This is a genomic window from Pseudomonas sp. W2I6, assembly GCF_030815935.1.
Taxonomy (GTDB): Bacteria; Pseudomonadota; Gammaproteobacteria; order Pseudomonadales; family Pseudomonadaceae; genus Aquipseudomonas.
In genome coordinates this window covers 4,254,720-4,277,435 of the sequence record NZ_JAUSXJ010000001.1, presented here as the reverse complement: position 1 = coordinate 4,277,435, position 22,716 = coordinate 4,254,720, and the positions used below count along the sequence as shown (strand labels likewise).

Genomic DNA, 22,716 nt, shown 5'->3' with positions numbered 1-22,716 from the left:
TTTGATTTTGCTTCTAAACACTCAAGCCTGAGCGAGGTGCCGAGTGATCGGGCAAGAGCGTTTTGCTTACTTTTGACTGGGCACGCATTCCGGCTTTCAAAAGTGAGCCACTGTAAGCGCGGTAAACGGGTAAAAAAACGCCCCGAACCAGTCGGGGCGTTTTCAGGCGATCAAGCTGCGAGAGCTTACTTACCCTGCCAGCGTTTCAGCACCAGGGTGGCGTTAGTGCCACCAAAGCCGAAGCTGTTGCTCATCACTGTATTGATGGTCGCATCTTCACGAGTCTTGGTCAGGATAGGCATGTCAGCCACGTCCGGGTCCAGTTCCTCGATGTTGGCAGAACCTGCCATGAAGTTGCCTTCCATCATCAGCAGGCAGTAGATCGCTTCGTGAACGCCAGCGGCGCCCAGGGAGTGACCCGACAGGCTCTTGGTAGAGCTGATCGCCGGAGCCTTGTCGCCGAATACCGCACGCACGCCTTCCATTTCCTTGGAGTCGCCGACCGGAGTCGAAGTACCGTGGGTGTTCAGGTAGTCGATCGGGGTATCAACGGTGGACATGGCCATCTGCATGCAGCGGATGGCGCCTTCGCCGCTTGGCGCAACCATGTCGTAGCCGTCGGACGTCGCGCCGTAGCCGACGATTTCCGCGTAGATCTTCGCACCACGGGCCAGGGCGTGTTCCAGCTCCTCGACCACCACCATGCCGCCACCGCCGGCAATGACGAAGCCATCACGGTTCTTGTCATAGGCGCGGGAGGCTTTGTCCGGGGTTTCGTTGTACTGGGTCGACAGGGCGCCCATGGCGTCGAACAGGAACGACTGGCTCCAATGTTCTTCTTCACCGCCGCCGGCAAACACGATGTCCTGCTTGCCCAACTGGATCTGCTCTACAGCGGTACCGATGCAGTGAGCACTGGTGGCGCAAGCGGAGGAGATCGAGTAGTTCACGCCCTTGATCTTGAACGGTGTGGCCAGGCAGGCGGAAACGGTGCTGCCCATGGTCCGCGTGACGCGGTACGGGCCAACGCGCTTGACGCCTTTCTCGCGCAGGATGTCCAGCGCTTCCATCTGGTTCAAGGTCGACGCGCCACCGGAACCGGCGATCAGACCGGTGCGTACGTTGGACACCTGGTCTTCGCTCAGGCCGGAATCGGTGATCGCGTCCTTCATGGCCAGGTAGGCGTAAGCGGCTGCGTGGCCGACGAAGCGATAGATCTTGCGATCGATCAGCTCTTCGAGGGGCAGGTCGATGGAGCCGGAAACCTGGCTACGCAGACCCATTTCGGCATATTCCGGGTTGAAGCGGATGCCAGGGCGACTTGCACGCAGGTTAGCGGAGACGGTCTCTTTGTCATTGCCCAGGCACGAAACAATGCCCAGACCAGTGATAACGACGCGGCGCATGCGGATAACCCTTAAAAGTTGTCAGTGGAAGTGAATACGCCGACCCGAAGGCCTTCGGCAGTATAAATCTCGCGACCGTCGACAGTCACCGAACCATCGGCAATGGCCAGGTTCAGCTTGCCCTTGAGGACGCGCTTGATTTGAATGTTGTAAGTGACTTTCTTGGCGGTCGGCAAGACCTGGCCAAAGAACTTCACTTCGCCCGAACCCAGGGCGCGACCGCGGCCCGGCAGGCCTTGCCAGCCCAGGTAGAAACCGACCAGCTGCCACATGGCGTCAAGGCCCAGGCAGCCCGGCATCACCGGATCGCCTTCGAAATGGCAGGCGAAAAACCACAGGTCAGGGGTGATATCCAGCTCGGCGACCAATTCACCTTTGCCGTACTTGCCACCCTCTTCGCTGATATGGGTGATGCGATCCACCATCAGCATGTTCGGGGCGGGCAGTTGCGCGTTACCTGGGCCGAACAGCTCACCGCGACTGCAGCGCAGCAGGTCTTCCCGAGTAAAGGCGTTTTGTTTGGTCATGCGAGCTCCTCAATAATCCCATGCGGCAGGGCAGGGCAAATCTTCCCGGCCGACTGAAGCGTTCATGCCTCATATCGGCAGCCTACACATAGACTATTGCGTTGTAGTGAAAGTCACAGCGTCAAGGTCATGAATGTACACTTGTGCACTGAAATTATAAACCGGGCCGGTTTACGGGCCCGTTCGGGTGCCTAAGACTGCCGCACTTTCGTCTTTCACGCCAGTCGCAGTTGGCTGATGGCACCGTGTTACTGCACCCATCTCTGCAGGATTTGCTGCAAATCCGTGCGTTTGAACGGCTTTGCCAGGTAATCGTTCATTCCAGCTGCCAGGCAGGCTTCGCGATCGCCCTGCAAGGCATTGGCCGTGAGGGCAATGATTGGCAGCTCGGCGCAACCGGGCAACTGGCGAATCTGCCGGGTAGCCTCGTAGCCATCGATGCCCGGCAGTCGGCAGTCCATCAGGATTGCGGTAAAAATCAGGCTCTCGGCGCTGCGAATCGCTTCGGCGCCGTCGGTGGCGATGCTCACCTCGAACCCCAGGCTGCGCAGCATGGCTTCGACCACCGTGCGATTGACCGGGTTGTCTTCCACCAGCAACACGTTGCGCCCTTCGCCCGCACGGGCATTGCCTTCGGTATTCGGCGCGAGCACCGGCAAGCTCTGCTGGTAGATCGCCAGCGGGATTTCCAGGGTAAACACCGAGCCGTGGCCTTCTTCGCTCTGGGCGCGCAGGGTGCCGCCCATGCGTTCGGCCAGGGTGCGTGCGATAGGCAGTCCCAGTCCGGTGCCGCCGTAACGTCTTGAAATGGAACTGTCGGCTTGCTGGAACGCATCGAACATCAGTTCCAGGCGCTCGGCGGAAATGCCAATCCCGCTATCGCGCACGGTGCAGGTGAACCACAGCAATTCATGGTCCAGGGTCTGCCAGTGGGGTTCGACGGTGACGGTGCCCTGCTCGGTGAACTTCAGGGCATTGCCGATCAGGTTCACCAAAATCTGCCGGATGCGGGTCGGGTCGCCCTGTACCTGCAGCGAGCCCAGGCCCTGGGGGATCGGCACTTCGAGCGCCAGCCCGCGTTGTTGGGCGGCGTGCTGGAAGGCCTGGGCGCAACTGCTGATCAGCTCCACCAGGTCGAACGGAATGTGCTCAAGCTCCAGGGCCGCGCGCTCGATGCGCGAGAAGTCGAGGATGTCGTTGATCACCTTCAGCAGGTGTTCGGTGGACTCCGAGGCCAGCGCCGCGTATTCAGTCTGTTCCTCGGTCATGTCGGTGGTTTCCAGCAGTTGCAGCATGCCCAGCACCCCGTTCATCGGCGTGCGCAATTCATGGCTCATCATCGCCAGGAAGTCCGACTTGGCATTGTTCGCCCGCTCGGCTTCTTCGCGGGTCTGGATCAACTGGGCCATGGCCTGGTGCTGTTCACGACTGGCCTGGTTCAAGCCATCGGCGAGGTTATTGATGTGGCGCGACAGGTCGCCCAGCTCCGAGTCATCCACGATGGGCAGCGGCGTCTGGTAATCGCCCTGCTGGATCGCCTTGACCGCATTGCCCATGGCGCTGATCGGTTGCGACAGGCTGGCCGCCAGGCGCCGGGCCAGCAGGAAGGTAAACAGCAGGGCGAACAGCGCGAGAATCCCGGCCTTGAACAGGATTTCCTGCTGGCGCTGGCTGAACGCATCGTTGGACATGCCGACAATCACTCGCCCCAGGTAGTCCGCGCGCGGGGCCTTGGGCTCGGCAGTACTGTCCTGGAAGAAGTCATTGCCCAGCTGGATATGTTGCAGGCGAATCGGCGCCTGGAAGACTTTCACCGACAGCGAGCGATCGTGCTTCTCCGACGGTTGCTCGACATACACCAGGATATTTTCTGCGCTGTCCTGAATCTCCAGGAAGCGCACGTGCGGCGTGGCGAGGGTGGCCCGCAACAGGCTTTCAAGCACGTCGTTGTTGCCGGAAATCACCCCGTATTCGGTGGCCGGCGCCAGTTGGTTGGCGATCAACTGGCCGGTGTGGTCCAGTTCCTGGCGCAGGTCCTGGATCCGCACGAAGGTGAAGAAGCTGATCAACAGCAGCGTCAGCAGGAGTGCCGGGCCCAGGGTAATGAGCTGGGTCCGGGTGTTGATGTCCCAACGGCGACGAAATGTCATGGGCGTTTTTCTCCTTCGGCCAGGCGGGCGGCGACGTTGGTTTCGTCCACCTGTTCGATCCCCAGTGAGCGCGCAACCTGCGGGTTGCCTACGACTTTGAAACGTTCCGGGTACAGCGAGCGCGGCCAACTGGCCGGCGCATGATCCAGCAGGCGGTCGAGCACATCCAGCCAGTCGGTCTGATCGCTGTAGGTGCTGGCCAGGCTGCCGGCCTTGACGAACCCGGCGTTGGGCCCGACCAGTGGCAATTGCCTGGCGTAGCTGCTGAGCAGCAGGTTTTTCGCGGTTTTCGGGTTGTACAGCTGGGGATCATCCAGCCCCAGCAAGACGTCGCTGTTCTTGAACAGGCTTTGCAGCGGGCGACTGTCATTAATGTTTTCCCAAAGCTGGGGCACGATCTCCAGGCCCATGGGCGCGGCGTACTGGCGCAGCTCGCGCAGCAGGAACTCGCTGTCGATGCCATAGAGCACACCGATGCGCCGGGCCTGAGGCAGGATGCCGGTGATCAGGCGCAGTTGTCGGTCCAGCGGTGGGTCGCTCCACAGCAGGCTGATCTTCGCAGGCAACGTGGCACCCAGGCGCTGGCGCGCTTGCAGGCGGCTGATGCGCAGCACCAGGGTCGGTGGGCCCTGGGCGTCTTGCAGGCGCCAATCAAGGCTGGGCAGGTCCAGCAGGATCAGGCGGGTGCTGGTCGGCAAGTTTGCAGGGGCGGGCAGGTCCTTGAGCGGGGTGAACTTCACGCTGTCTTCGGGACGCTGCAGGGCCAGGGCCTGGACGAATGTTTGTACGCCCGGGCCGTCTTCGTCGGCGGTCAGCAGGATATCCGCTGCCCATGTCGGTGCGCCGAACAGTAAAACCCCAAGCAACACACAGCACCGCCAGAGCCGGGCGGTAAAGGGGAGGGTCATCCGTGACGAGTCGCTGTCCACTAGAACTCTAACTCCGCACTGAAGTAGAGCACGTGGCGTTGGTCATAGTTGTTGTCGGGCCAGGTGGTGGGCTGATTGTCGAGGCGTTGTTGCAACATGCCGGCCAGCTCCACGTTGGCTTTGCCCAAGGCAATGCGCTTGGCCACCCGCAGGTCGACCCTTTCGAAGCGATACTGGTTGAGCGCATCGTCGCCATAGTAGAACACCGCGCTGGACCAGCCATGGCCCCATTCCCGCATCCAGCCGGCCGAGCCGCTGTTGCGGGCGGTCTGCTGCCTGTCCAGGGGGTTGGTGGCGCTGGCATCCACATAAGCATAGGTGACGCGCAGCCGGTCGGCGGTGCTCATGTGCCAGTCGAGCTGGGTTTCGGTGCCGGTAAAGCGCGAGCTGTTCGAGTTGCTGGCGATGTACTGGTTGTTGCGCAGCGGCTCGCTGACCATTTCGCTGATTTCGTCGTAGAACAGCTTCACGTCGACGTTCAGCCCGATGTCGGCAAAAAAGCCGTTGTAGCCCAGCTCCCGGGAGCGCATCAGCTCTTTGTCGAGGTTGCCCGGGCCACGGGTCACCACGAAGTATTGGCCGGAGTTCTGGCCGTAGGCCGGCGAGCTGAGGTTGGTGACGCGGTAGCTCCAGTTGACGTTGTTCTCGAACATGTCCGGGGAGCGAATGGCTTCGGAGTACACCGCGCGCAGGCCGTGGCGCGGGTTGATCAGGTAGTTGACGGCCACCCGTGGCGTCAGCGAGTTGCCGCTCAGGTGGGTGTCTTCGTACATTGCGCCGCCCTGCAGCAGCCAGTGTTCGCTGGCCCGCCATTCCAGGTGGCCGAACAGGCGCCAGGTGGTGTCGTCCAGGGTGCCGTTGAAGTAGGTGTCGGAGTCGGCGCGGTCGTAGCGGTAGTTCATGCCGCTGACCAGGCGCAGGCTGTCGGACAGGCTGAGGGTGTCTTGCAGCTCCAGGTCGTAGCGGCTTTCCTTGGTGCTTTGGTCGATGTTGCCGCAGACCGGGTCCTTGCCGCCGTCCCCCCATTGCTGGAGCACCTGGCGGGCCAGTGCCTGCTCGGCGGCGCTGCCGGGTGGAAGGTTGCCGGGGTTGAAGTTGTTCATGTGCCGGGCCAGTCGCTCGGCATAGTTGGGGTTGAGCTGCCACAGCTGCGTCAGTTCCGGGCTGAACGAGACCTTGGCATCGCACGCGCGCCAGATCTGCCGGCGATCCCATTGCTGGGCCGAACCCTGGATATACAGGCTGTGATCGGGGTTGAAGTCGAAGTTCCAGCGCAGGGAACCGGCATAGTCCTTGGCGCTGACGTCGGAATTGTTACCGCCTTCGGTAATCCCGTCGAACACCGGTTGGTAGGTGTAAGGGCGCTGGTTGGTGCCTTCCTTGGCGTCCAGTTGCCAGTCGATGCTTTGTTGCGCGTTCAGGGTCTGGCTCACGGCCAGGCTGAAGCGGTTCAGGCGGCGCCCGTCGCGGCGGTCAGCGCCCACGCGGTCGCTGTCAAAGCCATCGTCCTGTTGACCGGAGAGTGACAGGCGCAAATCGCCGGTGTCCCAGCCCATGCCCTGGCTGGCGTACCAGTCGTTGATCCCTCGGCCGCCCTGGGTGAGTTTCATCCGCGTGCCATGGCTGTTGGCCGGCGAGCGGGTGAGGATGTTGACGACGGCCATCAGCGCGTTGGCGCCGTAGCTGACGGTATTGGGGCCGCGGAAGACCTCGATGCGGTCGATGTCTTCCAGGGCTACCGGAATATCGCTCCAGTCCACCGTGGCCAGGCCCGCGCGGTACACCGAGCGCCCATCGATCAACACCTGCATGCGCCGCGCATCGCCCGCCTGGGTGCCGTGGTAATTCACGGCGGCCTGGTTGCCGGTGGTGTAGCCGACCATCATCCCGGGCACCAGCCGCAGCAGTTCGGGGATATCCCGCGCACCGCTGGCCTTGATCAACTCGGCGTCGATCACCGTCATGCTGCCGGGCACGGCGGCGGCCGATTGCTTGAGCCGGGTGGCGGTCAGCACCTGCGGCAGCGGCTGGCTGTCGAGGAACAGGTCGTCAGCCAGCACCGGCACACTGCACCACGGCATGCACAACAACGTCAGCAGAAGGGATGAGCGAGGAGGAGGGCCCAAATACACGGCACGGCCTTGATAATTACGGATAGCCGCCCATGTTAACTGAGGTGGGGCCTTTTGCCAGTCGTCGGCCCTGTAATTACTTCGCACAAATGTCGCATTTTCCGACAAGCGTTTGAATTGACGCGGGGGCTGGCCGCAGGCGGGTCGCTCCGTATAATGCGGCCATCGCCACTGCTATGGATTAACGGATTGCATATGACTGAACAGCGCCCTATTGCGGTCCTGGGAGGCGGAAGTTTTGGTACCGCCGTGGCTAATCTGCTGGCTGAAAATGGTCACCGGGTGCGCCAATGGATGCGTGACCCCGAGCAAGCCGAAGCCATTCGGGTCAACCGGGAAAACCCCCGTTACCTTAAAGGCATCAAGATTCTGCCGGCCGTGGAGCCGGTGACTGATTTACAGGCGACGCTGGACGAGTGCGACCTGTGCTTCGTTGCGCTGCCCTCCAGCGCCCTGCGTTCGGTGCTTGCACCCCATGCCGAGCGGCTGGCGGGCAAGCTGCTGGTGAGCCTGACCAAGGGCATTGAGGCGCACACCTTCAAGTTGATGAGCGAGATCCTTGAAGAAATCGCCCCCGAAGCGCGGATTGGCGTGTTGTCCGGGCCGAACCTGGCGCGGGAAGTGGCTGAGCACGCGCTGACTGCCACGGTGATCGCCAGTGAAGACGAAGAACTCTGCGAGCGGGTGCAGGAGGTGCTGCACGGTCGCACCTTCCGCGTGTACGCCAGTGCCGACCGTTTCGGCGTCGAGCTGGGCGGGGCGTTGAAGAACGTCTACGCGATCATCGCCGGCATGGCGGTTGCGCTGGGCATGGGTGAAAACACCAAGAGCATGCTGATCACTCGCGCCCTGGCCGAGATGACCCGGTTTGCGGTCAATCAGGGCGCCAACCCGATGACCTTCCTTGGCCTGGCGGGTGTGGGCGACCTGATCGTCACCTGCTCGTCACCGAAAAGCCGCAACTATCAGGTCGGTTTTGCCCTTGGCCAGGGCTTGAGCCTGGAAGACGCCGTGACGCGTTTGGGCGAAGTGGCGGAAGGCGTCAACACCCTGAAGGTGCTGAAGGCCAAGTCTCAGGAGGTCGGGGTGTATATGCCGCTGGTTGCCGGGTTGCACGCGATCCTGTTTGAAGGGCGCACCTTGAACCAGGTCATCGAGTTGCTGATGCGGGCCGAGCCGAAGACCGATGTCGACTTTATTTCCACCAGTGGTTTCAACTGAGGAACGCGTCATGAACGATCCGAAAGCAGCACCCAAGTACGAGTCCATCGGCCTGCGTGTCCTGTGGATGCTGGTGTTTGCCCTGGTGTGGCAAGTGGCGCAGTTTCTGCTGGGCGCGCTGGTGGTGGTGCAACTGGTTTATCGCTTGGTGTATGGGGCACCGAACCTGGGGCTGATGAATTTTGGTGACAGCCTGAGTCAGTTCTTGGCGCAGATTGGGCGGTTTGGCAGTTTTCACAGTGATCAGAAGCCTTGGCCGTTCGCCGATTGGCCGACGCCCCGTGCACCGGAAGGTGAGGCTGCTCACAGTGTGCCGCCTGCACCGCATCCGGCGCGTGATGAGGAACCCAAGCTATGAAGGTGTGGGTGTTGCGTCACGGTGAGGCCGAGGGGCATGCGCGTACGGATGCCGAGCGTAATTTGACGGCCCATGGGCGCGATGAGGTGTTGCGCAGTGCGGGGCATCTGATCGGGCAGCCGATTCGGGCGATCATTGCCAGTCCGTATGTGCGGGCGCAGCAGACGGCGCAGTTGGTGCGGGAGGCGTTGGGGTTTGAGCCTGAGATCCGCACTGTGCCTTGGTTGACGCCGGAGAGTAATCCGCTGGAGGTGCTCAAGCATCTCGACAATGACGATGATGTGTTGCTGGTTAGCCATCAGCCGTTTGTGGGGGGGCTGATCAGTTATTTGCAGCATGGGCATTTGCGGCAGCCGCAGGCTATGAGTACGGCGAGTTTGGCGGAGTTGGAGGGGGATTTTCCGTTGGCGGGGTTGATGAGTCTTTTGAGTGTTCGGAGTCCTTAAGGTTGGTTTTGGGTACATATCCGTTGCTGCGGTAACGGCTGCTTATGGTTCCGCTCTTACAGCGGGTCACTTTTTTACAAACGCCTAAAAAAGTAACCAAAAAACGCTTTGCCCCACCACTCGGTGCCTCGCTTAGGCTCGGCATGCCCGCACTCCGGCCCGATTCCGCGGGCCGCCGCGACGGGCCATCCATGGCCCGGCGCGGCTAAATCGGCATCCTTGCCGATTTACCCGCTCCACCGTGCCTACTTGCGGCCATCGTGGTTGACGGGGCCCGCAGATCAAGATCAAAAGCAGATCAAAGGCAAGAGCACAGCGGCCTCCCGGCCGGCTTGAGTGTTAAAAGCAAAAGCAAAGACCAGAGCGAAAACAAATCTGCTTTTCTGTGGGAGCTGGCTTGCCTGCGATGCAGACAACTCGGTCTTTCAGATACACCGAGGCGATGCCATCGCAGGCAAGCCAGCTCCCACATTTGACCGTGCCCGCTTTAGCTTTAGCTTTTGAATTTGCTTTTGCTTTTAACACTCAAGCCGGCCGGTAGGCCGCTGTGCTCTTGATCTGCTTTTGATTTTGATCTTAGGCGCCCCGTTAAACCACGCTGGCCGAACGCAGGCTTTGGAGCGTGGGTAACCCGGCAGGACGCCGGGTTAGCCGTCCTGGGCCAGGGATGGCCCATGACGGCGGCCCACGGTCCAAAGCCGGAGTGAGGGCACACCGAGCCTAAGCGAGGTGCCGAGTGGTGGGGCAAGAGCGTTTTGCTTACTTTTGCGCTGTTCAAAAGTGAGCCGCTGTAAGAGCGGAACCATAAGCGGCCGTTACCTGAATAACGGATATGCCCCCAAAAACAGCAGAACTTGCACCCCCCGCGCTCCCATGAAATAGTCAGCCAAGCAAGTGCTTGGTTGGCTACCATCGGAACACAAAGGAGCGCGTCCATGTCTGTCGCTATTCGTTTGCCGCTGCAAGTCTTCTTCGACCGCGAAGCCCGCCACCCACGGCAACGATTCCTGGTTCAGCCCATCAAGGGCGGCGAGGTCCAAACCCTCACCTGGGCCGAAGCCGGTCACCAGGCCCGCTGCGCCGCCCACTGGCTGCGAGCCCGCGACCTGCCCCAGGGCTCCCACATCGCCCTGATCTCGAAAAACTGCGCCCACTGGATCATCGCCGACCTCGCCATCTGGATGGCCGGCCACGTCTCGGTCCCGCTCTACCCCAACCTCACCGCCGACTCCGTCGCCCACGTACTCGAGCATTCCGAAGCCGCACTGGCATTTATCGGCAAACTGGACGACTGGCCCGCCATGTCCGCCGGAGTAAAGGCCGACCTGCCCACCATCAGCCTGCCGCTGTGCCCCGATGGCGAATTCGATTTCACCTGGGCCGACCTGCAAGCCTGCTCACCCATTCAGGACAACCCCGCGCCCGCAGCATCCGATCTAGCCACCATCATCTACACCTCCGGCACCACCGGCCTGCCCAAGGGCGTGATGCACAGCTTCGGCGCGCTGGCCTTCGCGGCCATCCGCGGCACTGAACTGTTCGGCCTGGGGGAGGGCGATCGCCTGCTGTCCTACCTGCCGCTGTGCCACGTCGCCGAACGCATGTTCGTGGAGATGGCCTCGATCTACACCGGACAGACAGTATTTTTCGCCGAGAGCCTCGACACTTTTCTGACAGACCTCAAACGGGCGAGGCCAACAGCGCTGTTCGGCGTACCGCGGATCTGGACCAAATTCCAGATGGGCGTCTATAGCAAAATCCCCGCAAGCCGCCTCGATACCTTGCTGCGCTTGCCCTTCATCGGCAAACGGGTCGGCCACAAAGTGCTCGCCGGGTTGGGCCTGGACGCTGTGCGCGTGGCGATCTCCGGTGCAGCCCCCGTGCCCGAAGCACTGTTGGTCTGGTATCGCCGGCTGGGCCTGGATGTGCTGGAGGTCTATGGCATGACCGAAAGCTGCGGCTACTCCCACGTGTGCCGCCCCGGCCAGCAGAAACTCGGCTGGATAGGCCCGCCATGCCCGGACGTCGAAGTGCGCATCGGTGACGACGGCGAAGTCCAGGTACGCAGCGGCGCGACCATGCTCGGTTATTACAAGGACCCGGCAAAAACTGCCGAGACCCTCACCGCCGACGGCTTCCTGCGCACCGGCGACAAGGGCGAGCAGGGCACCGATGGCCGCCTGCGGCTGACCGGGCGGCTCAAGGAAATCTTCAAGACCAGCAAAGGCAAATACGTGGCCCCGGCGCCGATTGAAAACCGCCTGGCCGAACATGCACGCATCGAGCAGGTGTGCGTGGTGGGCGATGGCTTGAGTGCGCCCATGGGCCTGTGCGTGTTATCTGCCGTGGGCCTGCAAGATGCCGCAGGCGCTGGGCGCCAGGCTTTGCAGGGCAGCCTTGAACGCTTGCTGGAAGAGGTCAACCAGGTGCTGGATAAACATGAGCGCTTGCGCCAACTGGTGGTGGTGAAAGACAGTTGGGCGGTGGAAAACGGTTTTCTCACGCCGACCTTGAAGATCAAGCGCAACGTGATTGAATCAGCCTACGGGTCGCAGTTCCTGGCCTGGAGCGAGCGCTCCGAAGCCGTGCTGTGGCAGGATTGAGCACTGACATAAAACCAATAAGGACCGATCAATGAGCCTGTGGCGCACCCAACCGAATATCGAGCAACTGAATGCGATTCAGAAAAACACCATCGGTGAAGTACTGGATATCCGCTTTGAACGTTTTGACGACGAGTCCCTGACGGCCAGCATGGTGATCGACCACCGCACCCATCAACCCTACGGCCTGCTGCACGGCGGCGCGTCGGTGGTACTCGCGGAAACCGTGGGCTCCATGGCCAGTTACCTGTGCATCGACGCCAGCAAGTTCTATTGCGTGGGCCTGGAAATCAACGCCAACCACCTGCGCGGCTTGCGCAGCGGGCGGGTGACGGCGGTGGCCAAGCCGATTCATATCGGGCGCACCACCCACGTGTGGGACATCCGCCTGACCAGCGATGAGGGCAAGGCCAGCTGCGTGTCGCGCCTGACCATGGCCGTGGTGCCGCTGGGCGAGACCCCGCCGGCCCGATAGGCGTGGCGTGAGTGTCATCATTCCTGGCAGTTACAGTCATTGCCGTGACTGCCCGGTCTGGGGAGAATCAACACTCTGTTTACGGTGATGGATCAGGTATGTCGCAGCACGTGTTTTTCGCTCACGCCAATGGCTTTCCTTCGGCGACCTACGGCAAATTGTTTGCCGCCCTGGCCCCGGAGTACGCCGTCGCGCATTTGCCGCAGCACGGTCACGACCCCCGTTTTCCAGTGGATGACAATTGGCAGAACCTGGTGGACGAACTGATCCACCACCTTGAGCAACAACCCGAGCCGGTGTGGGGCGTGGGCCATTCGTTGGGTGGCGTGCTGCACTTGCACGCGGCCATGCGTTGCCCGCAGTTGTATCGCGGGGTGGTGATGCTCGATTCCCCGGTGCTGACCCTGGCGGATCGCTGGGTGATCCGCGCGGCCAAGCGCTTCGGTTTTATCGACCGGCTGACCCCGGCGGGGCGCACCCTGGGCCGTCGTGAAGAGTTCGCCGACCTGGCGGCTGCGCGCCAGTACTTCGCTGGCAAGACCTTGTTTCGCGGCTTTGATCCCGACTGTTTTGATGCCTACCTGCAACACGGCCTGGAGCCGGTGGGTGATCGCCTGCGCCTGCGCTTTGATCCGGCCACCGAAATCAGCATCTACCGCGGCGTACCCCACACCAGCCCCGGCCAGGCCCGGCAACTGAAAGTGCCGCTGGCGGTGGTGCGTGGTCGCCAGAGCCGGGTGGTGATGCGTCACCATGCCAGCGGCGTGGGGCGCATGCCCATGGGCGAAATGCTGACCATGCCCGGCGGCCACATGTTTCCCCTTGAACGCCCACAGGACACCGCCACTTTGATCAAGAACCTGTTTGCCCGTTGGGAAGCTCGCCAGCGCGAGCGCAGTTGCGCATGACTGCGCCCGTCGAAGAAGTCCGCCTGGCGCTGCCGCACATCGAGTTGGCGGCGCATCTGTTCGGCCCTGAAGATGGCCTGCCGGTGATTGCCCTGCATGGCTGGCTGGACAACGCCAACAGCTTCGCCCGGCTGGCACCGAAACTCGATGGCCTGCGCATCGTTGCGCTGGACATGGCCGGCCATGGTCACTCGGCCCATCGACCCGTTGGCGCCGGTTATTCCCTGTGGGATTACGTCCACGACGTGCTGCAAGTCGCCGAACAACTCGGGTGGAAACGTTTTGCATTACTTGGCCACTCCCTCGGCGCCATCGTTTCCCTGGTGTTGGCCGGCGCCTTGCCGGAGCGGGTGACGCACCTGGGATTGATTGATGGCGTGATCCCGCCGATCGGCACCGCAGACAACGCCGCCGAACGCCTCGGCATGGCGTTGCAGGCGCAAATGAACCTGCAGGACAAGCGCAAGCCGGTGTACAACACCCTTGATCGCGCGGTGGAAGCGCGGATGAAAGGCGTGGTGGCAGTCAGTCGTGAAGCCGCCGAACTGCTGGCCCAGCGTGGCTTGATGCCCGTGCCGGGTGGTTACACCTGGCGCAGCGACAGCCGCCTGACCCTGGCCTCCCCCATGCGCCTGACAGAAGAACAGGCGATGGCCTTCGTGCGCCGAGTCGGCTGTCCGACACAGTTGGTGGTCGCCGAAGACGGCATGTTGGCGAAACATTCCGAATTGCTTTCCGGGCTTCCGTTCCAGGTGACTACCTTGCCCGGTGGCCATCATTTGCACCTGAATGACGAGCCAGGCGCTACCCTTGTTGCAGACTGTTTCAATCGGTTCTTCTCCACGCCTTGACTTGGCGGGGTCAACTGCCGAGGCTGGGCGGATCGAAAGGGAGTCAACCATGAACGATCTCAACACCGCAGCGCACCCCAATGGCCAGGGCGCGCCGATCCGATGAGTATGCCGAAGGGATTTTTCCGTGTTCTGGGGCTGTGCTGTTTCAGCCCGCTGGTGTTTGCCGCCGACGTACCGGGTAGCCAGGACTTGCCCGCCGTGGCCCGTCAGGTCGACGCGCAGATTGTCGACTACCGTCCCGCCGAAGAGAAAGAACGTATCTACCCGCTGGGCTCGATCCGCAAGATCAGCGGCCAGCTGCGCTATGAAGGCCAGGCCACCGCCCGCGGCCAAGCCACTGCCATCACCTACGAACTGCCTGCCGAGCACACCTCCAGCGCCGCCTTTACCGCCACCCGTGAAGCCTTGCAGGCCCAGGGCGCGCAACTGCTGTTCTGGTGCCAGGCCCGTGATTGCGGCGAAAGCAGCCTGTGGGCCAATGAAGTGTTCGGCAATGCCAAGCTGGTGGGCGCCGACGGCCAGCAGGAATACCTGCTGCTGCGCCTGGCGGCCCCGCAGGACAACTCCCTGGTCGCGTTGTACGGCATCACCCGGGGCAATCGACGGGCGTACCTGCACGTGGAGCAGATGGACGCCAGCGCACCGCTGGGCGATTTGCTGCCGACCTCCGCTACGCTGCTGCGGGAACTGAAAAGCACCGGCGAGCTGGATTTCCCCCAGCTGGGCGCCGAACCTGACGCCACCTGGCTCACCCTTATTTCCCGCGGATTGAACCTGGATGCCACGTTGCGGGTCAGTTTGACCGGGCCCACCGCCGAGGCATGGCGTCAGGGCTTGATCGATCAGGGCGTACGTGCGGCGCGCCTGGAAACCGGCACCACTGAAGCCAAGGGTTTGCACCTGCATCTGATACGCTGACCGTTCCAGGGCGAACGGACCCGCGCCGTTCGCCTAAGCTCTTCCTCTTACAGACTTCTTTTCGAGAAACCACATGCTCAATAACGATCGCCTGCTGGTGCAGATCCTGCTGCTGGTGTTGTTTGGTGCCAGCTTCTGGGTGATGGCGCCGTTCTGGTCGGCGCTGTTCTGGGGCGCGGTACTGGCGTTTGCCAGTTGGCCGGTGATGCGCTTGCTCACCCGCTGGCTGGGCGGTCGCGAATCGCTGGCCGCCGGGATCCTGACCCTGGTCTGGATGCTATTGGTGGCGTTGCCGCTGGTTTGGCTGGGGTTCAACCTGGCCGACCATGTGCGCGATGCCGTGGGCCTGATCAAGGATATCCAGGTGGATGGCTTGCCTGCGGCGCCCACCTGGCTCGGCTCCATTCCCTTTGTCGGCGAACGATTGGTGGCGATGTGGGACAGCATCGACCAGCAGGGCGCGGCACTGATGGTCACGTTGAAACCGTACCTGGGACAGGTCGGCAACTGGTTGCTGGCCCGCAGTGCGCAGATCGGCGGCGGCATCCTGGAACTGACCCTGAGCCTGGTGTTCGTGTTCTTTTTCTACCGTGACGGGCCGCGCCTGGCGATGTTTGTGCATCGCTTGCTGGAGCGGTTGATCGGCGACCGGGCGGGTTATTACATCGAACTGGTCGCGGGTACGGTGCAGCGGGTGGTCAACGGTGTGATCGGCACCGCTGCCGCCCAGGCCTTGCTGGCGCTGATCGGCTTCTGGATTGCCGGTGTTCCGGGGGCTTTGGTGCTGGGGATCGTGACGTTCCTGCTCAGCCTGATTCCGATGGGCCCGCCGCTGATCTGGATTCCGGCCACCGCCTGGCTCGCCTGGAAGGGCGACTACACCTATGCGGTGTTCCTCGGTGTATGGGGCACGTTCATCATCAGCGGCGTCGACAACGTGCTCAAGCCCTACCTGATCAGCCGTGGCGGCAACCTGCCGCTGGTGATTGTGTTGCTGGGGGTGTTTGGCGGGTTGATTGCGTTCGGCTTTATCGGCCTGTTTATCGGCCCGACATTGCTGGCGGTGGCGTATAGCTTGTTGACCGACTGGAGTGCCACCCAGGCTCAGGTGCGGCGGGAAGATAAAACCGGGCAGTAATGGTTCCTGCAGGGCGCAGGAACCATTCCTACGCCCTTGGCAGCCACATTACGGCGGTAAGGCCGCCGCCCGGAGTTTCCTCCAGGCTCAGCCGTCCACCGAGGCGTTCCACGGCTTCCTTGGAAATCGTCATGCCCAACCCCACGCCACCGGAATTGCGGTTGCGCGAGCCTTCCAGCCGATAAAACGGTTCAAACACCGCCTCGCGTTTATCCGCCGCAATGCCCGGGCCGTGGTCGATCACCTTCACCACCAGCGCCTGCGGAGTGTCCGCGAGTTCGATGCGCGCGGTGCCGGCGTATCGCAGGGCGTTGTCGATCAGGTTGTTCAGGCACGAACGCAGGGCCATCGGTTGCACTTGCAGCGGCGCGCACTCACCACTGCATTGCACATCGGAGCCACGGTCCTGGGCGTTTTCACTCAGGGACTCCACCAGCGCCTGCACATCCAGCCAATGCCGGGTTTCGCTGGTGCGCTGCTCGTGCAGGTAGCTCAGGGTGGCGTCGAGCATGCCGATCATGTCGTCCAGGTCCTGGCGCATCTGGCCCTGCAGCTTGGTGTCTTCGATCTGTTCCAGGCGCAGCTTGAGCCGTGACAGCGGCGTGCGCAGGTCGTGGGACACGGCGCCCAGCATGCGGGCACGCTGGGTGACCTGTTCGCGGATGCGCTTTTGCATCAGGTTGAAGGTCGATGCCGCTTGCCGAGCCTCTCGTGGGCCGGACTCGTTCAGCGGTGGGCTGTCGAGGTCCAGGCTCAGGCGCTCGGCCGCGGCGCTCAGGCGCTGGATTGGCCGGCTGAGCAGCTTGGCGCCGTACCAGGCGGCAATGATCAGCGAGATAAACTGGAAGGTCAGCGGTACCACAGGCCCGCCGAACCAGGGACGGCGATGCTCCTTGGGCATTGGCGTCAGGCTGCCGTCCGGTTGCTCGATGAAGGTCTCGTGGGGCGGAGGGGGCGGCGGGCCATAATGGTGAAACCAGAAGAATGCCAGCGCGTGGGCCAGCACAATCGCCACCAGCAACACGCCGAACAGCCGCCCGAACAGGGTGTTGAAGGCGTTGCGCATCAGCCGATATCTCGGGCGTCGAACAGGTAGCCTTCACCGCGTACGGTCTTGATCAACTGCGGGGCCTTGGGGTCGTCCCCCAGCTTCTGGCGCAGGCGCGAGACCAGCAGGTCAATACTGCGATCAAAGGCCTCGATGGAGCGACCCCGGGCCGCGTCCAGCAATTGTTCACGGCTCAGTACCCGGCGCGGGCGCTCGATAAACACCCACAGCAAACGGAATTCGGCGTTGGACAGCGGCACCACCCAGCCCGTCGTCGGCCACCAGCTGGCGCAGCACGCTGTTGAGGCGCCAGTTGTCGAAGCGGATATTCGCCCGTTGCTCAGTGCGATCATCCCGCACGCGACGCAGGATGGTCTGGATACGGGCCACCAGTTCGCGGGGCTCGAAGGGCTTGGACATGTAGTCGTCGGCCCCCAGTTCCAGGCCGATAATGCGGTCGGTAGGTTCGCAGCGGGCGGTGAGCATCAGGATCGGGATGTCCGATTCTGCCCGCAGCCAGCGGCACAGCGACAGGCCGTCTTCGCCCGGCAGCATCAGGTCGAGCACCACCACGTCGAAGGTCTCGGCTTGCATGGCCTGGCGCATGGCCGCGCCATCGGTCACGCCGCTGGCGAGAATGTTGAAGCGTGCCAGGTAATCGATCAGCAGTTCGCGGATCGGCACGTCGTCGTCGACAATCAGCGCGCGGGTGTTCCAGCGTTTGTCTTCACCGACAAGCGAGGCTTTTTGATCGTCATTCAGCACAGGAGTCAGGGTTTGCATGGTGCGATCATCTACCTGGTTGGCCGCCGGGCCGAAGCTCGGCGGCGAGGTTGTTGCGTTCAGCATAGGCGCCCAGCCCCGGGGCTGGAAGTTCTGTACGATGGTTCACGTGTGCGAGGCTAATCTTCGGGGGTATTGCAGGCATGTCGGGAATGTATCTGTTTCGACACAATTGCCCGGGAGCCCGCAATCTGGCGGCTAAATCGCGAATTACCGATCATCGGATCCCGCAAACCCGCTGCTTGCGCTACAATCCGCGCCGATTTCGACTTGCCTGAGAGCCCATTCCAATGTCCGCCTGCCAGACTCCTATCATCGTCGCCCTGGATTACCCCACTCGTGACGCCGCACTGAAGCTGGCTGACCAGTTGGACCCCAAGCTTTGCCGGGTCAAGGTTGGCAAGGAACTGTTCACCAGTTGTGCCGCCGAAATTGTCGGCACCTTGCGTGACAAAGGGTTCGAGGTGTTCCTCGACCTGAAATTCCACGATATCCCCAACACCACCGCGATGGCGGTCAAGGCCGCCGCCGAAATGGGCGTGTGGATGGTCAACGTGCACTGCTCCGGCGGCTTGCGCATGATGGCTGCGTGCCGTGAAGTGCTCGATCAGCGCAGCGGCCCCAAGCCACTGCTGATTGGCGTGACCGTGCTGACCAGCATGGAGCGTGAAGACCTGGCCGGCATCGGCCTGGACATCGAGCCACAGGAACAAGTGCTGCGCCTCGCGGCCCTGGCGCAAAAGGCTGGCCTGGACGGCCTGGTGTGCTCGGCGCTGGAAGCGCAGGCGCTGAAGACCGCCCACCCGGCGTTGCAACTGGTGACCCCGGGGATTCGCCCGGCGGGCAGCGCCCAGGACGACCAGCGTCGCATCCTGACCCCACGCCAGGCCCTGGATGCCGGTTCCGATTACCTGGTGATCGGTCGCCCGATCAGCCAGGCGGCCGACCCGGCCAAGGCGCTGGCAGCGGTAGTTGCCGAGATTGCCTGACTAAAGCGACCACGGTCTCTGTGGGAGCTGGCTTGCCTGCGATAGCATCGCCTCGGTATCACTCAAACACCGAGTCGCCTGCATCGCGGGCAAGCCCGGCTCCCACATTAACCGTGTGTGCAGAACGATCTGCGGTGTGTCAGCTGACTTTCAGTACCAACTTCCCAAAGTTCTCACCGTTGAACAGCTTCATCAGCGTCTCCGGGAACGTCTCCAGCCCCTCGACTATATCTTCCTTGCTCTTGAGCTTGCCCTGAGCCATCCAGCCGGCCATTTCCTGCCCGGCAGCGGCAAAATTCGCCGCGTGGTCCATCACCACAAACCCTTCCATGCGCGCACGATTGACCAGCAGTGACAGGTAGTTGGCCGGCCCTTTGACAGCTTCCTTGTTGTTGTACTGGCTGATGGCGCCGCAGATCACTACGCGGGCTTTCAATGCCAGGCGGCTGAGCACGGCATCGAGAATGTCCCCGCCGACGTTATCGAAATACACGTCCACACCTTTCGGGCACTCGCGCTTGAGGCCGGCATGCACGTCTTCGTTCTTGTAGTCGATGGCTGCATCAAAACCCAGTTCATCCACCAGGAACCTGCATTTGTCGGCGCCGCCAGCGATGCCTACCACGCGGCAGCCTTTGATCTTGGCAATCTGCCCGGCAATGCTGCCCACCGCGCCTGCCGCGCCGGAGATCACCACGGTCTCGCCGGCCTTGGGCGCGCCGGTGTCCAGCAGGGCGAAGTAAGCGGTCATGCCGGTCATCCCCAGCGCCGACAGATAACGCGGCAACGGCGCCAGTTTCGGATCGACCTTGTAGAAACCCCGCGGCTCACCGAGGAAGTAATCCTGCACACCCAAGGCACCGTTGACGTAGTCGCCCACGGCAAATTTCGGGTTGTTCGACGCGATCACCTTGCCTACGCCCAAGGCGCGCATGACTTCGCCGATACCCACCGGTGGAATGTAGGATTTGCCCTCGTTCATCCAGCCACGCATGGCCGGGTCCAGGGACAGGTATTCGTTGTGCACCAGCACCTGGCCGTCGTGGGGTTTACCCACCGGCACTTCCTGGTAAGTGAAGGTGTCCCGTGTGGCCGCGCCGACCGGGCGTTTGGCGAGCAGGAATTGGCGGTTGGTCTGGGCAGTCATGGCAGCGACTCTTGAGAAGTGGACCTTGAGTGATAGACCCTTCGGGCTGCACCGGCAAGGTGCGCGGCACCTGCGAATGCCCACCGATCCACTGCAATGATAGTGATGAGGGTGCCGTTATCACTGCGGCTCATGGTTCGCCAACCGGGCTTTTGATAGTGCTGACGCGCCGATGGTGGCTCTGGCTAGACTGGGGTCATCGAGCATCCCCATCGAAGGAACATCCACCATGAGCATGACATTTTCCGGCCAGGTCGCCCTGGTGACCGGTGCGGCCGCCGGCATTGGCCGCGCCACTGCGCTGGCGTTCGCCGCTGAAGGCTTGAAAGTCGTAGTCGCCGACCTGGACGCGGCTGGCGGCGAGGGCACTGTGGCGCTGATTCATCAGGCCGGTGGCGAAGCGGTGTTTGTGCGCTGCAATGTCACCCTCGAAGCGGACGTGCAGCAGTTGATGCAGCAGACCGTGGCCACCTATGGCCGGTTGGACTATGCCTTCAACAACGCCGGGATCGAGATCGAGAAGGGCAAGCTGGCGGACGGCAGCCTGGATGAGTTCGACGCAATCATGGGCGTCAACGTCAAGGGCGTGTGGCTGTGCATGAAGTATCAACTGCCGTTGCTCCTGGCTCAGGGCGGCGGCGCCATCGTCAACACGGCTTCTGTGGCAGGACTTGGGGCGGCGCCGAAGATGAGTATCTATGCCGCGTCCAAGCACGCGGTGATCGGCCTGACCAAGTCGGCGGCGATCGAGTACGCGAAAAAGAAAATCCGCGTCAACGCGGTATGCCCGGCCGTGATCGACACCGATATGTTCCGCCGTGCCTATGAAGCTGACCCGCGCAAAGCCGAATTTGCCGCCGCCATGCACCCGGTCGGGCGTATCGGCAAGGTCGAGGAGATCGCCAGCGCCGTGCTTTATCTGTGCAGCGACGGTGCTGCCTTCACCACGGGCCAGGCATTGGCGGTGGACGGTGGCGCGACCGCGATTTAGGAAGTGAGACGGATGCCATTCAGAAAAGCGTTGGAGGCGCTGTGGGGTTTTTCCGCAGGTGGCCAGATGCCGCACCTGAATGTGTTTCACTAGGTAAATAATTCAATTAAATCAATGATTTAATAAATCTTGATCGCGGCTGTCATTGGGCTTATGTGCTTAACTGGTTTGGGTTAAATGACAACAGTTTAAGTGAGTGGCTCATGGATTTAGGGATCGATCGACAAGCCCTTGTACCGGTAGTGCAGCAAATCGTCAGTGCGCTGGCCGCCTGGATTCGCGAGAGCGGCGCCAGCCCCGGGACGCGGTTGCCCTCGGTGCGGCAACTGGCCCACGAGAACCTGCTCAGTCAGTCCAGCGTCATCGAGGCGTTCGAGCGGATGGTTGCCCAAGGTGTGCTGGCCTCAAGGCAAGGCGCCGGTTTCTGTGTGGCCCAGCCACCCGCCGAGCGTGGTCTTCGCGGTGAAAACCAATGGTATGAGGGCGCCGAGTCGGGGTGGGGCGCCTTCATCGACAATCAACTGGGCGAACTGAAACTGGGATGCGGCTGGCTGCCGGACACCTGGCGCGAGAGCGACGACATCAGCTACGCGATTCGTGAAGTCACCCGCACCGACACCGCGGCCGTCTTCAACTACAGCACGCCGCTGGGCCTGCCGGCCCTGCGTGAACAGCTGCTCAAGCGCCTGGCGCACATCCAGGTGGCAACCCGGGTCGAGCATATCCTCACCACCCACGGTGCGAGCCATGCCCAGGACCTGCTGATCCGCACGCTGCTCAAGGCCGGCGACACCGTGGTGGTGGAAAGCCCGGGGTACGGCAACCTTTACCGCCAACTGGCCTTTCATGGTGTCAAGCTGCTGGAAGTGCCGCGCACCCGTGGCGGCCCGGACATGCATGCCCTGGAAGCGCTGTTGCGCGGGCACCGGCCCAAGTGCCTGTTCATCAACAGCCTGTATCACAACCCCACCGGCACCAGCCTGTCCCTGGCGGTGGCCGAGCGCTTGCTGCAACTGGCCCATTCCCAGGACTTCTTCATCATCGAGGAGGACGTCTATGGCGACCTGCAACATGCCACGTGCACCCGGTTGTCGGCGTTGCCCCACGAGGACCGGGTGATCTATGTCTCGAGTTTTTCCAAGACCCTCAGCAGCGCCTTGCGGGTGGGGTACCTCACGGCCAGCGGGGCGATCATCGCGCAATTGGCCAGGGTCAAGACCTTGACCGGCATCGGCACCTCGCGGTTTGCCGAGGCGGTGGTGGCTACGTTGCTGGCCAATGGTACCTACCGCAAGTGGGTGCAACGCCTGCGCCGGCGGCTGAGCACGGAAATGGCCATGACCCTGCAGGTGCTGGAAGACGAAGAGTGGGAGGTGTTTGCGGTGCCGGCGGGGGGCATGTTCCTCTGGGCGCGCCCTGGTGTCGGCGACCGTTCCACCGTGCAGGCGCGGGCTCGCCGGCTGGGGGTGTTGCTGTCGCCGGGGACGCTTTTCAGCCCGACGGGCGAATCCAGCGACTGGCTGCGCATCAATGTGGCCTACGCTTCTGATCAGCGTGCACTGGCGTTGTTCAAGGCCATGGGGCCGGCAGGATCGACCTCTACCATTCTGAAAACGACGAGGATGTAGCTTTTTGCCATTATTGTGGCGCCAAACCCTTGTATTCAGTGCCCCGGGGTTGCGAATCTCGCTGC

Annotated in this window: 19 protein-coding genes and 1 pseudogene; 12 read left to right on the top strand and 8 right to left on the bottom strand. The window is 62.3% G+C overall.

Annotated features, from left to right (window positions below):
- Positions 1–185 precede the first annotated feature (185 nt).
- From fabB to QF039_RS19505, 5 genes are all read right to left on the bottom strand, one after another.
- Positions 186–1,406, bottom strand: coding sequence for a beta-ketoacyl-ACP synthase I (gene fabB / locus QF039_RS19525; protein WP_003210553.1), 1,221 nt, complete (start codon positions 1,404–1,406; stop codon positions 186–188).
- A gap of 11 nt (positions 1,407–1,417) precedes the next feature.
- The gene (gene fabA / locus QF039_RS19520) at positions 1,418–1,933 is read right to left on the bottom strand and encodes a 3-hydroxyacyl-[acyl-carrier-protein] dehydratase FabA (protein ID WP_003210552.1); all 516 of its coding nucleotides are present in this window, start codon (positions 1,931–1,933) and stop codon (positions 1,418–1,420) included.
- Positions 1,934–2,181: 248 nt separating this feature from the next.
- Positions 2,182–4,083, bottom strand: coding sequence for an ATP-binding protein (locus QF039_RS19515; protein WP_177019615.1), 1,902 nt, complete (start codon positions 4,081–4,083; stop codon positions 2,182–2,184).
- The gene (locus QF039_RS19510) at positions 4,080–4,991 is read right to left on the bottom strand and encodes an ABC transporter substrate-binding protein (protein ID WP_052024261.1); all 912 of its coding nucleotides are present in this window, start codon (positions 4,989–4,991) and stop codon (positions 4,080–4,082) included. The genes QF039_RS19515 and QF039_RS19510 overlap by 4 nt, the downstream gene beginning before the upstream one ends.
- A gap of 20 nt (positions 4,992–5,011) precedes the next feature.
- Positions 5,012–7,144, bottom strand: a complete 2,133-nt coding sequence (locus QF039_RS19505; protein ID WP_178903803.1) for a TonB-dependent siderophore receptor — start codon at positions 7,142–7,144, stop codon at positions 5,012–5,014.
- A 195-nt stretch (positions 7,145–7,339) separates the two neighbouring features.
- Between QF039_RS19505 and QF039_RS19500 the strand changes: the two genes are divergently transcribed.
- From QF039_RS19500 to QF039_RS19460, 9 genes are all read left to right on the top strand, one after another.
- On the top strand, positions 7,340–8,365 hold the full coding sequence (locus QF039_RS19500; protein WP_003210548.1) for an NAD(P)H-dependent glycerol-3-phosphate dehydrogenase: 1,026 nt from the start codon (positions 7,340–7,342) through the stop codon (positions 8,363–8,365).
- Positions 8,366–8,375: 10 nt separating this feature from the next.
- Positions 8,376–8,723: a DUF4389 domain-containing protein gene (locus QF039_RS19495; RefSeq protein WP_003210547.1), complete on the top strand. Its 348-nt coding sequence runs from the start codon at positions 8,376–8,378 to the stop codon at positions 8,721–8,723.
- Positions 8,720–9,169, top strand: a complete 450-nt coding sequence (gene sixA, locus QF039_RS19490; protein WP_307520191.1) for a phosphohistidine phosphatase SixA — start codon at positions 8,720–8,722, stop codon at positions 9,167–9,169. Before QF039_RS19495 ends, sixA begins: the two co-directional genes overlap by 4 nt.
- 935 nt (positions 9,170–10,104) lie before the next feature.
- Entirely contained in the window at positions 10,105–11,772 is a 1,668-nt protein-coding gene (locus tag QF039_RS19485) for an AMP-binding protein (RefSeq protein WP_102369643.1), read from the top strand.
- 31 nt (positions 11,773–11,803) lie between these two features.
- The gene (locus tag QF039_RS19480; RefSeq protein WP_003217165.1) at positions 11,804–12,247 is read left to right on the top strand and encodes a hotdog fold thioesterase; all 444 of its coding nucleotides are present in this window, start codon (positions 11,804–11,806) and stop codon (positions 12,245–12,247) included.
- Positions 12,248–12,345: 98 nt separating this feature from the next.
- Positions 12,346–13,155: an alpha/beta fold hydrolase gene (locus QF039_RS19475; RefSeq protein ID WP_177010081.1), complete on the top strand. Its 810-nt coding sequence runs from the start codon at positions 12,346–12,348 to the stop codon at positions 13,153–13,155.
- Positions 13,152–14,006 (top strand): alpha/beta hydrolase, encoded by an 855-nt coding sequence (locus tag QF039_RS19470; protein WP_307520184.1) that lies wholly within the window; start codon positions 13,152–13,154, stop codon positions 14,004–14,006. Before QF039_RS19475 ends, QF039_RS19470 begins: the two co-directional genes overlap by 4 nt.
- Before the next feature lie 102 nt (positions 14,007–14,108).
- Positions 14,109–14,927: a DUF4892 domain-containing protein gene (locus tag QF039_RS19465; RefSeq protein WP_177021217.1), complete on the top strand. Its 819-nt coding sequence runs from the start codon at positions 14,109–14,111 to the stop codon at positions 14,925–14,927.
- 73 nt (positions 14,928–15,000) lie between these two features.
- Positions 15,001–16,065, top strand: coding sequence for an AI-2E family transporter (locus QF039_RS19460; RefSeq protein ID WP_003217173.1), 1,065 nt, complete (start codon positions 15,001–15,003; stop codon positions 16,063–16,065).
- A gap of 28 nt (positions 16,066–16,093) precedes the next feature.
- Here the strand turns inward: QF039_RS19460 and QF039_RS19455 are convergent, their stop codons facing one another.
- Both QF039_RS19455 and QF039_RS19450 read right to left on the bottom strand, forming a co-directional pair.
- A complete protein-coding gene (locus tag QF039_RS19455) occupies positions 16,094–17,131 on the bottom strand; it encodes a cell wall metabolism sensor histidine kinase WalK (protein WP_003217175.1) in 1,038 nt (345 codons plus the stop codon).
- A pseudogene (locus QF039_RS19450) lies at positions 17,131–17,896 on the bottom strand (response regulator). The gene QF039_RS19455 and the pseudogene QF039_RS19450 overlap by 1 nt, the downstream one beginning before the upstream one ends.
- A gap of 290 nt (positions 17,897–18,186) precedes the next feature.
- Between QF039_RS19450 and pyrF the strand changes: the two are divergent.
- Positions 18,187–18,885, top strand: a complete 699-nt coding sequence (gene pyrF, locus QF039_RS19445) for an orotidine-5'-phosphate decarboxylase (protein WP_003217180.1) — start codon at positions 18,187–18,189, stop codon at positions 18,883–18,885.
- Between the two features lie 139 nt (positions 18,886–19,024).
- Here pyrF and QF039_RS19440 read toward each other — a convergent pair whose 3' ends face one another.
- Positions 19,025–20,032: an NADP-dependent oxidoreductase gene (locus QF039_RS19440; RefSeq protein ID WP_307520178.1), complete on the bottom strand. Its 1,008-nt coding sequence runs from the start codon at positions 20,030–20,032 to the stop codon at positions 19,025–19,027.
- A gap of 229 nt (positions 20,033–20,261) precedes the next feature.
- Between QF039_RS19440 and QF039_RS19435 the strand changes: the two genes are divergently transcribed.
- A complete protein-coding gene (locus tag QF039_RS19435) occupies positions 20,262–21,023 on the top strand; it encodes an SDR family oxidoreductase (RefSeq protein WP_008431261.1) in 762 nt (253 codons plus the stop codon).
- Positions 21,024–21,226: 203 nt separating this feature from the next.
- Positions 21,227–22,651, top strand: a complete 1,425-nt coding sequence (locus QF039_RS19430) for a PLP-dependent aminotransferase family protein (protein WP_134327080.1) — start codon at positions 21,227–21,229, stop codon at positions 22,649–22,651.
- The last annotated feature ends 65 nt before the right edge of the window (positions 22,652–22,716 follow it).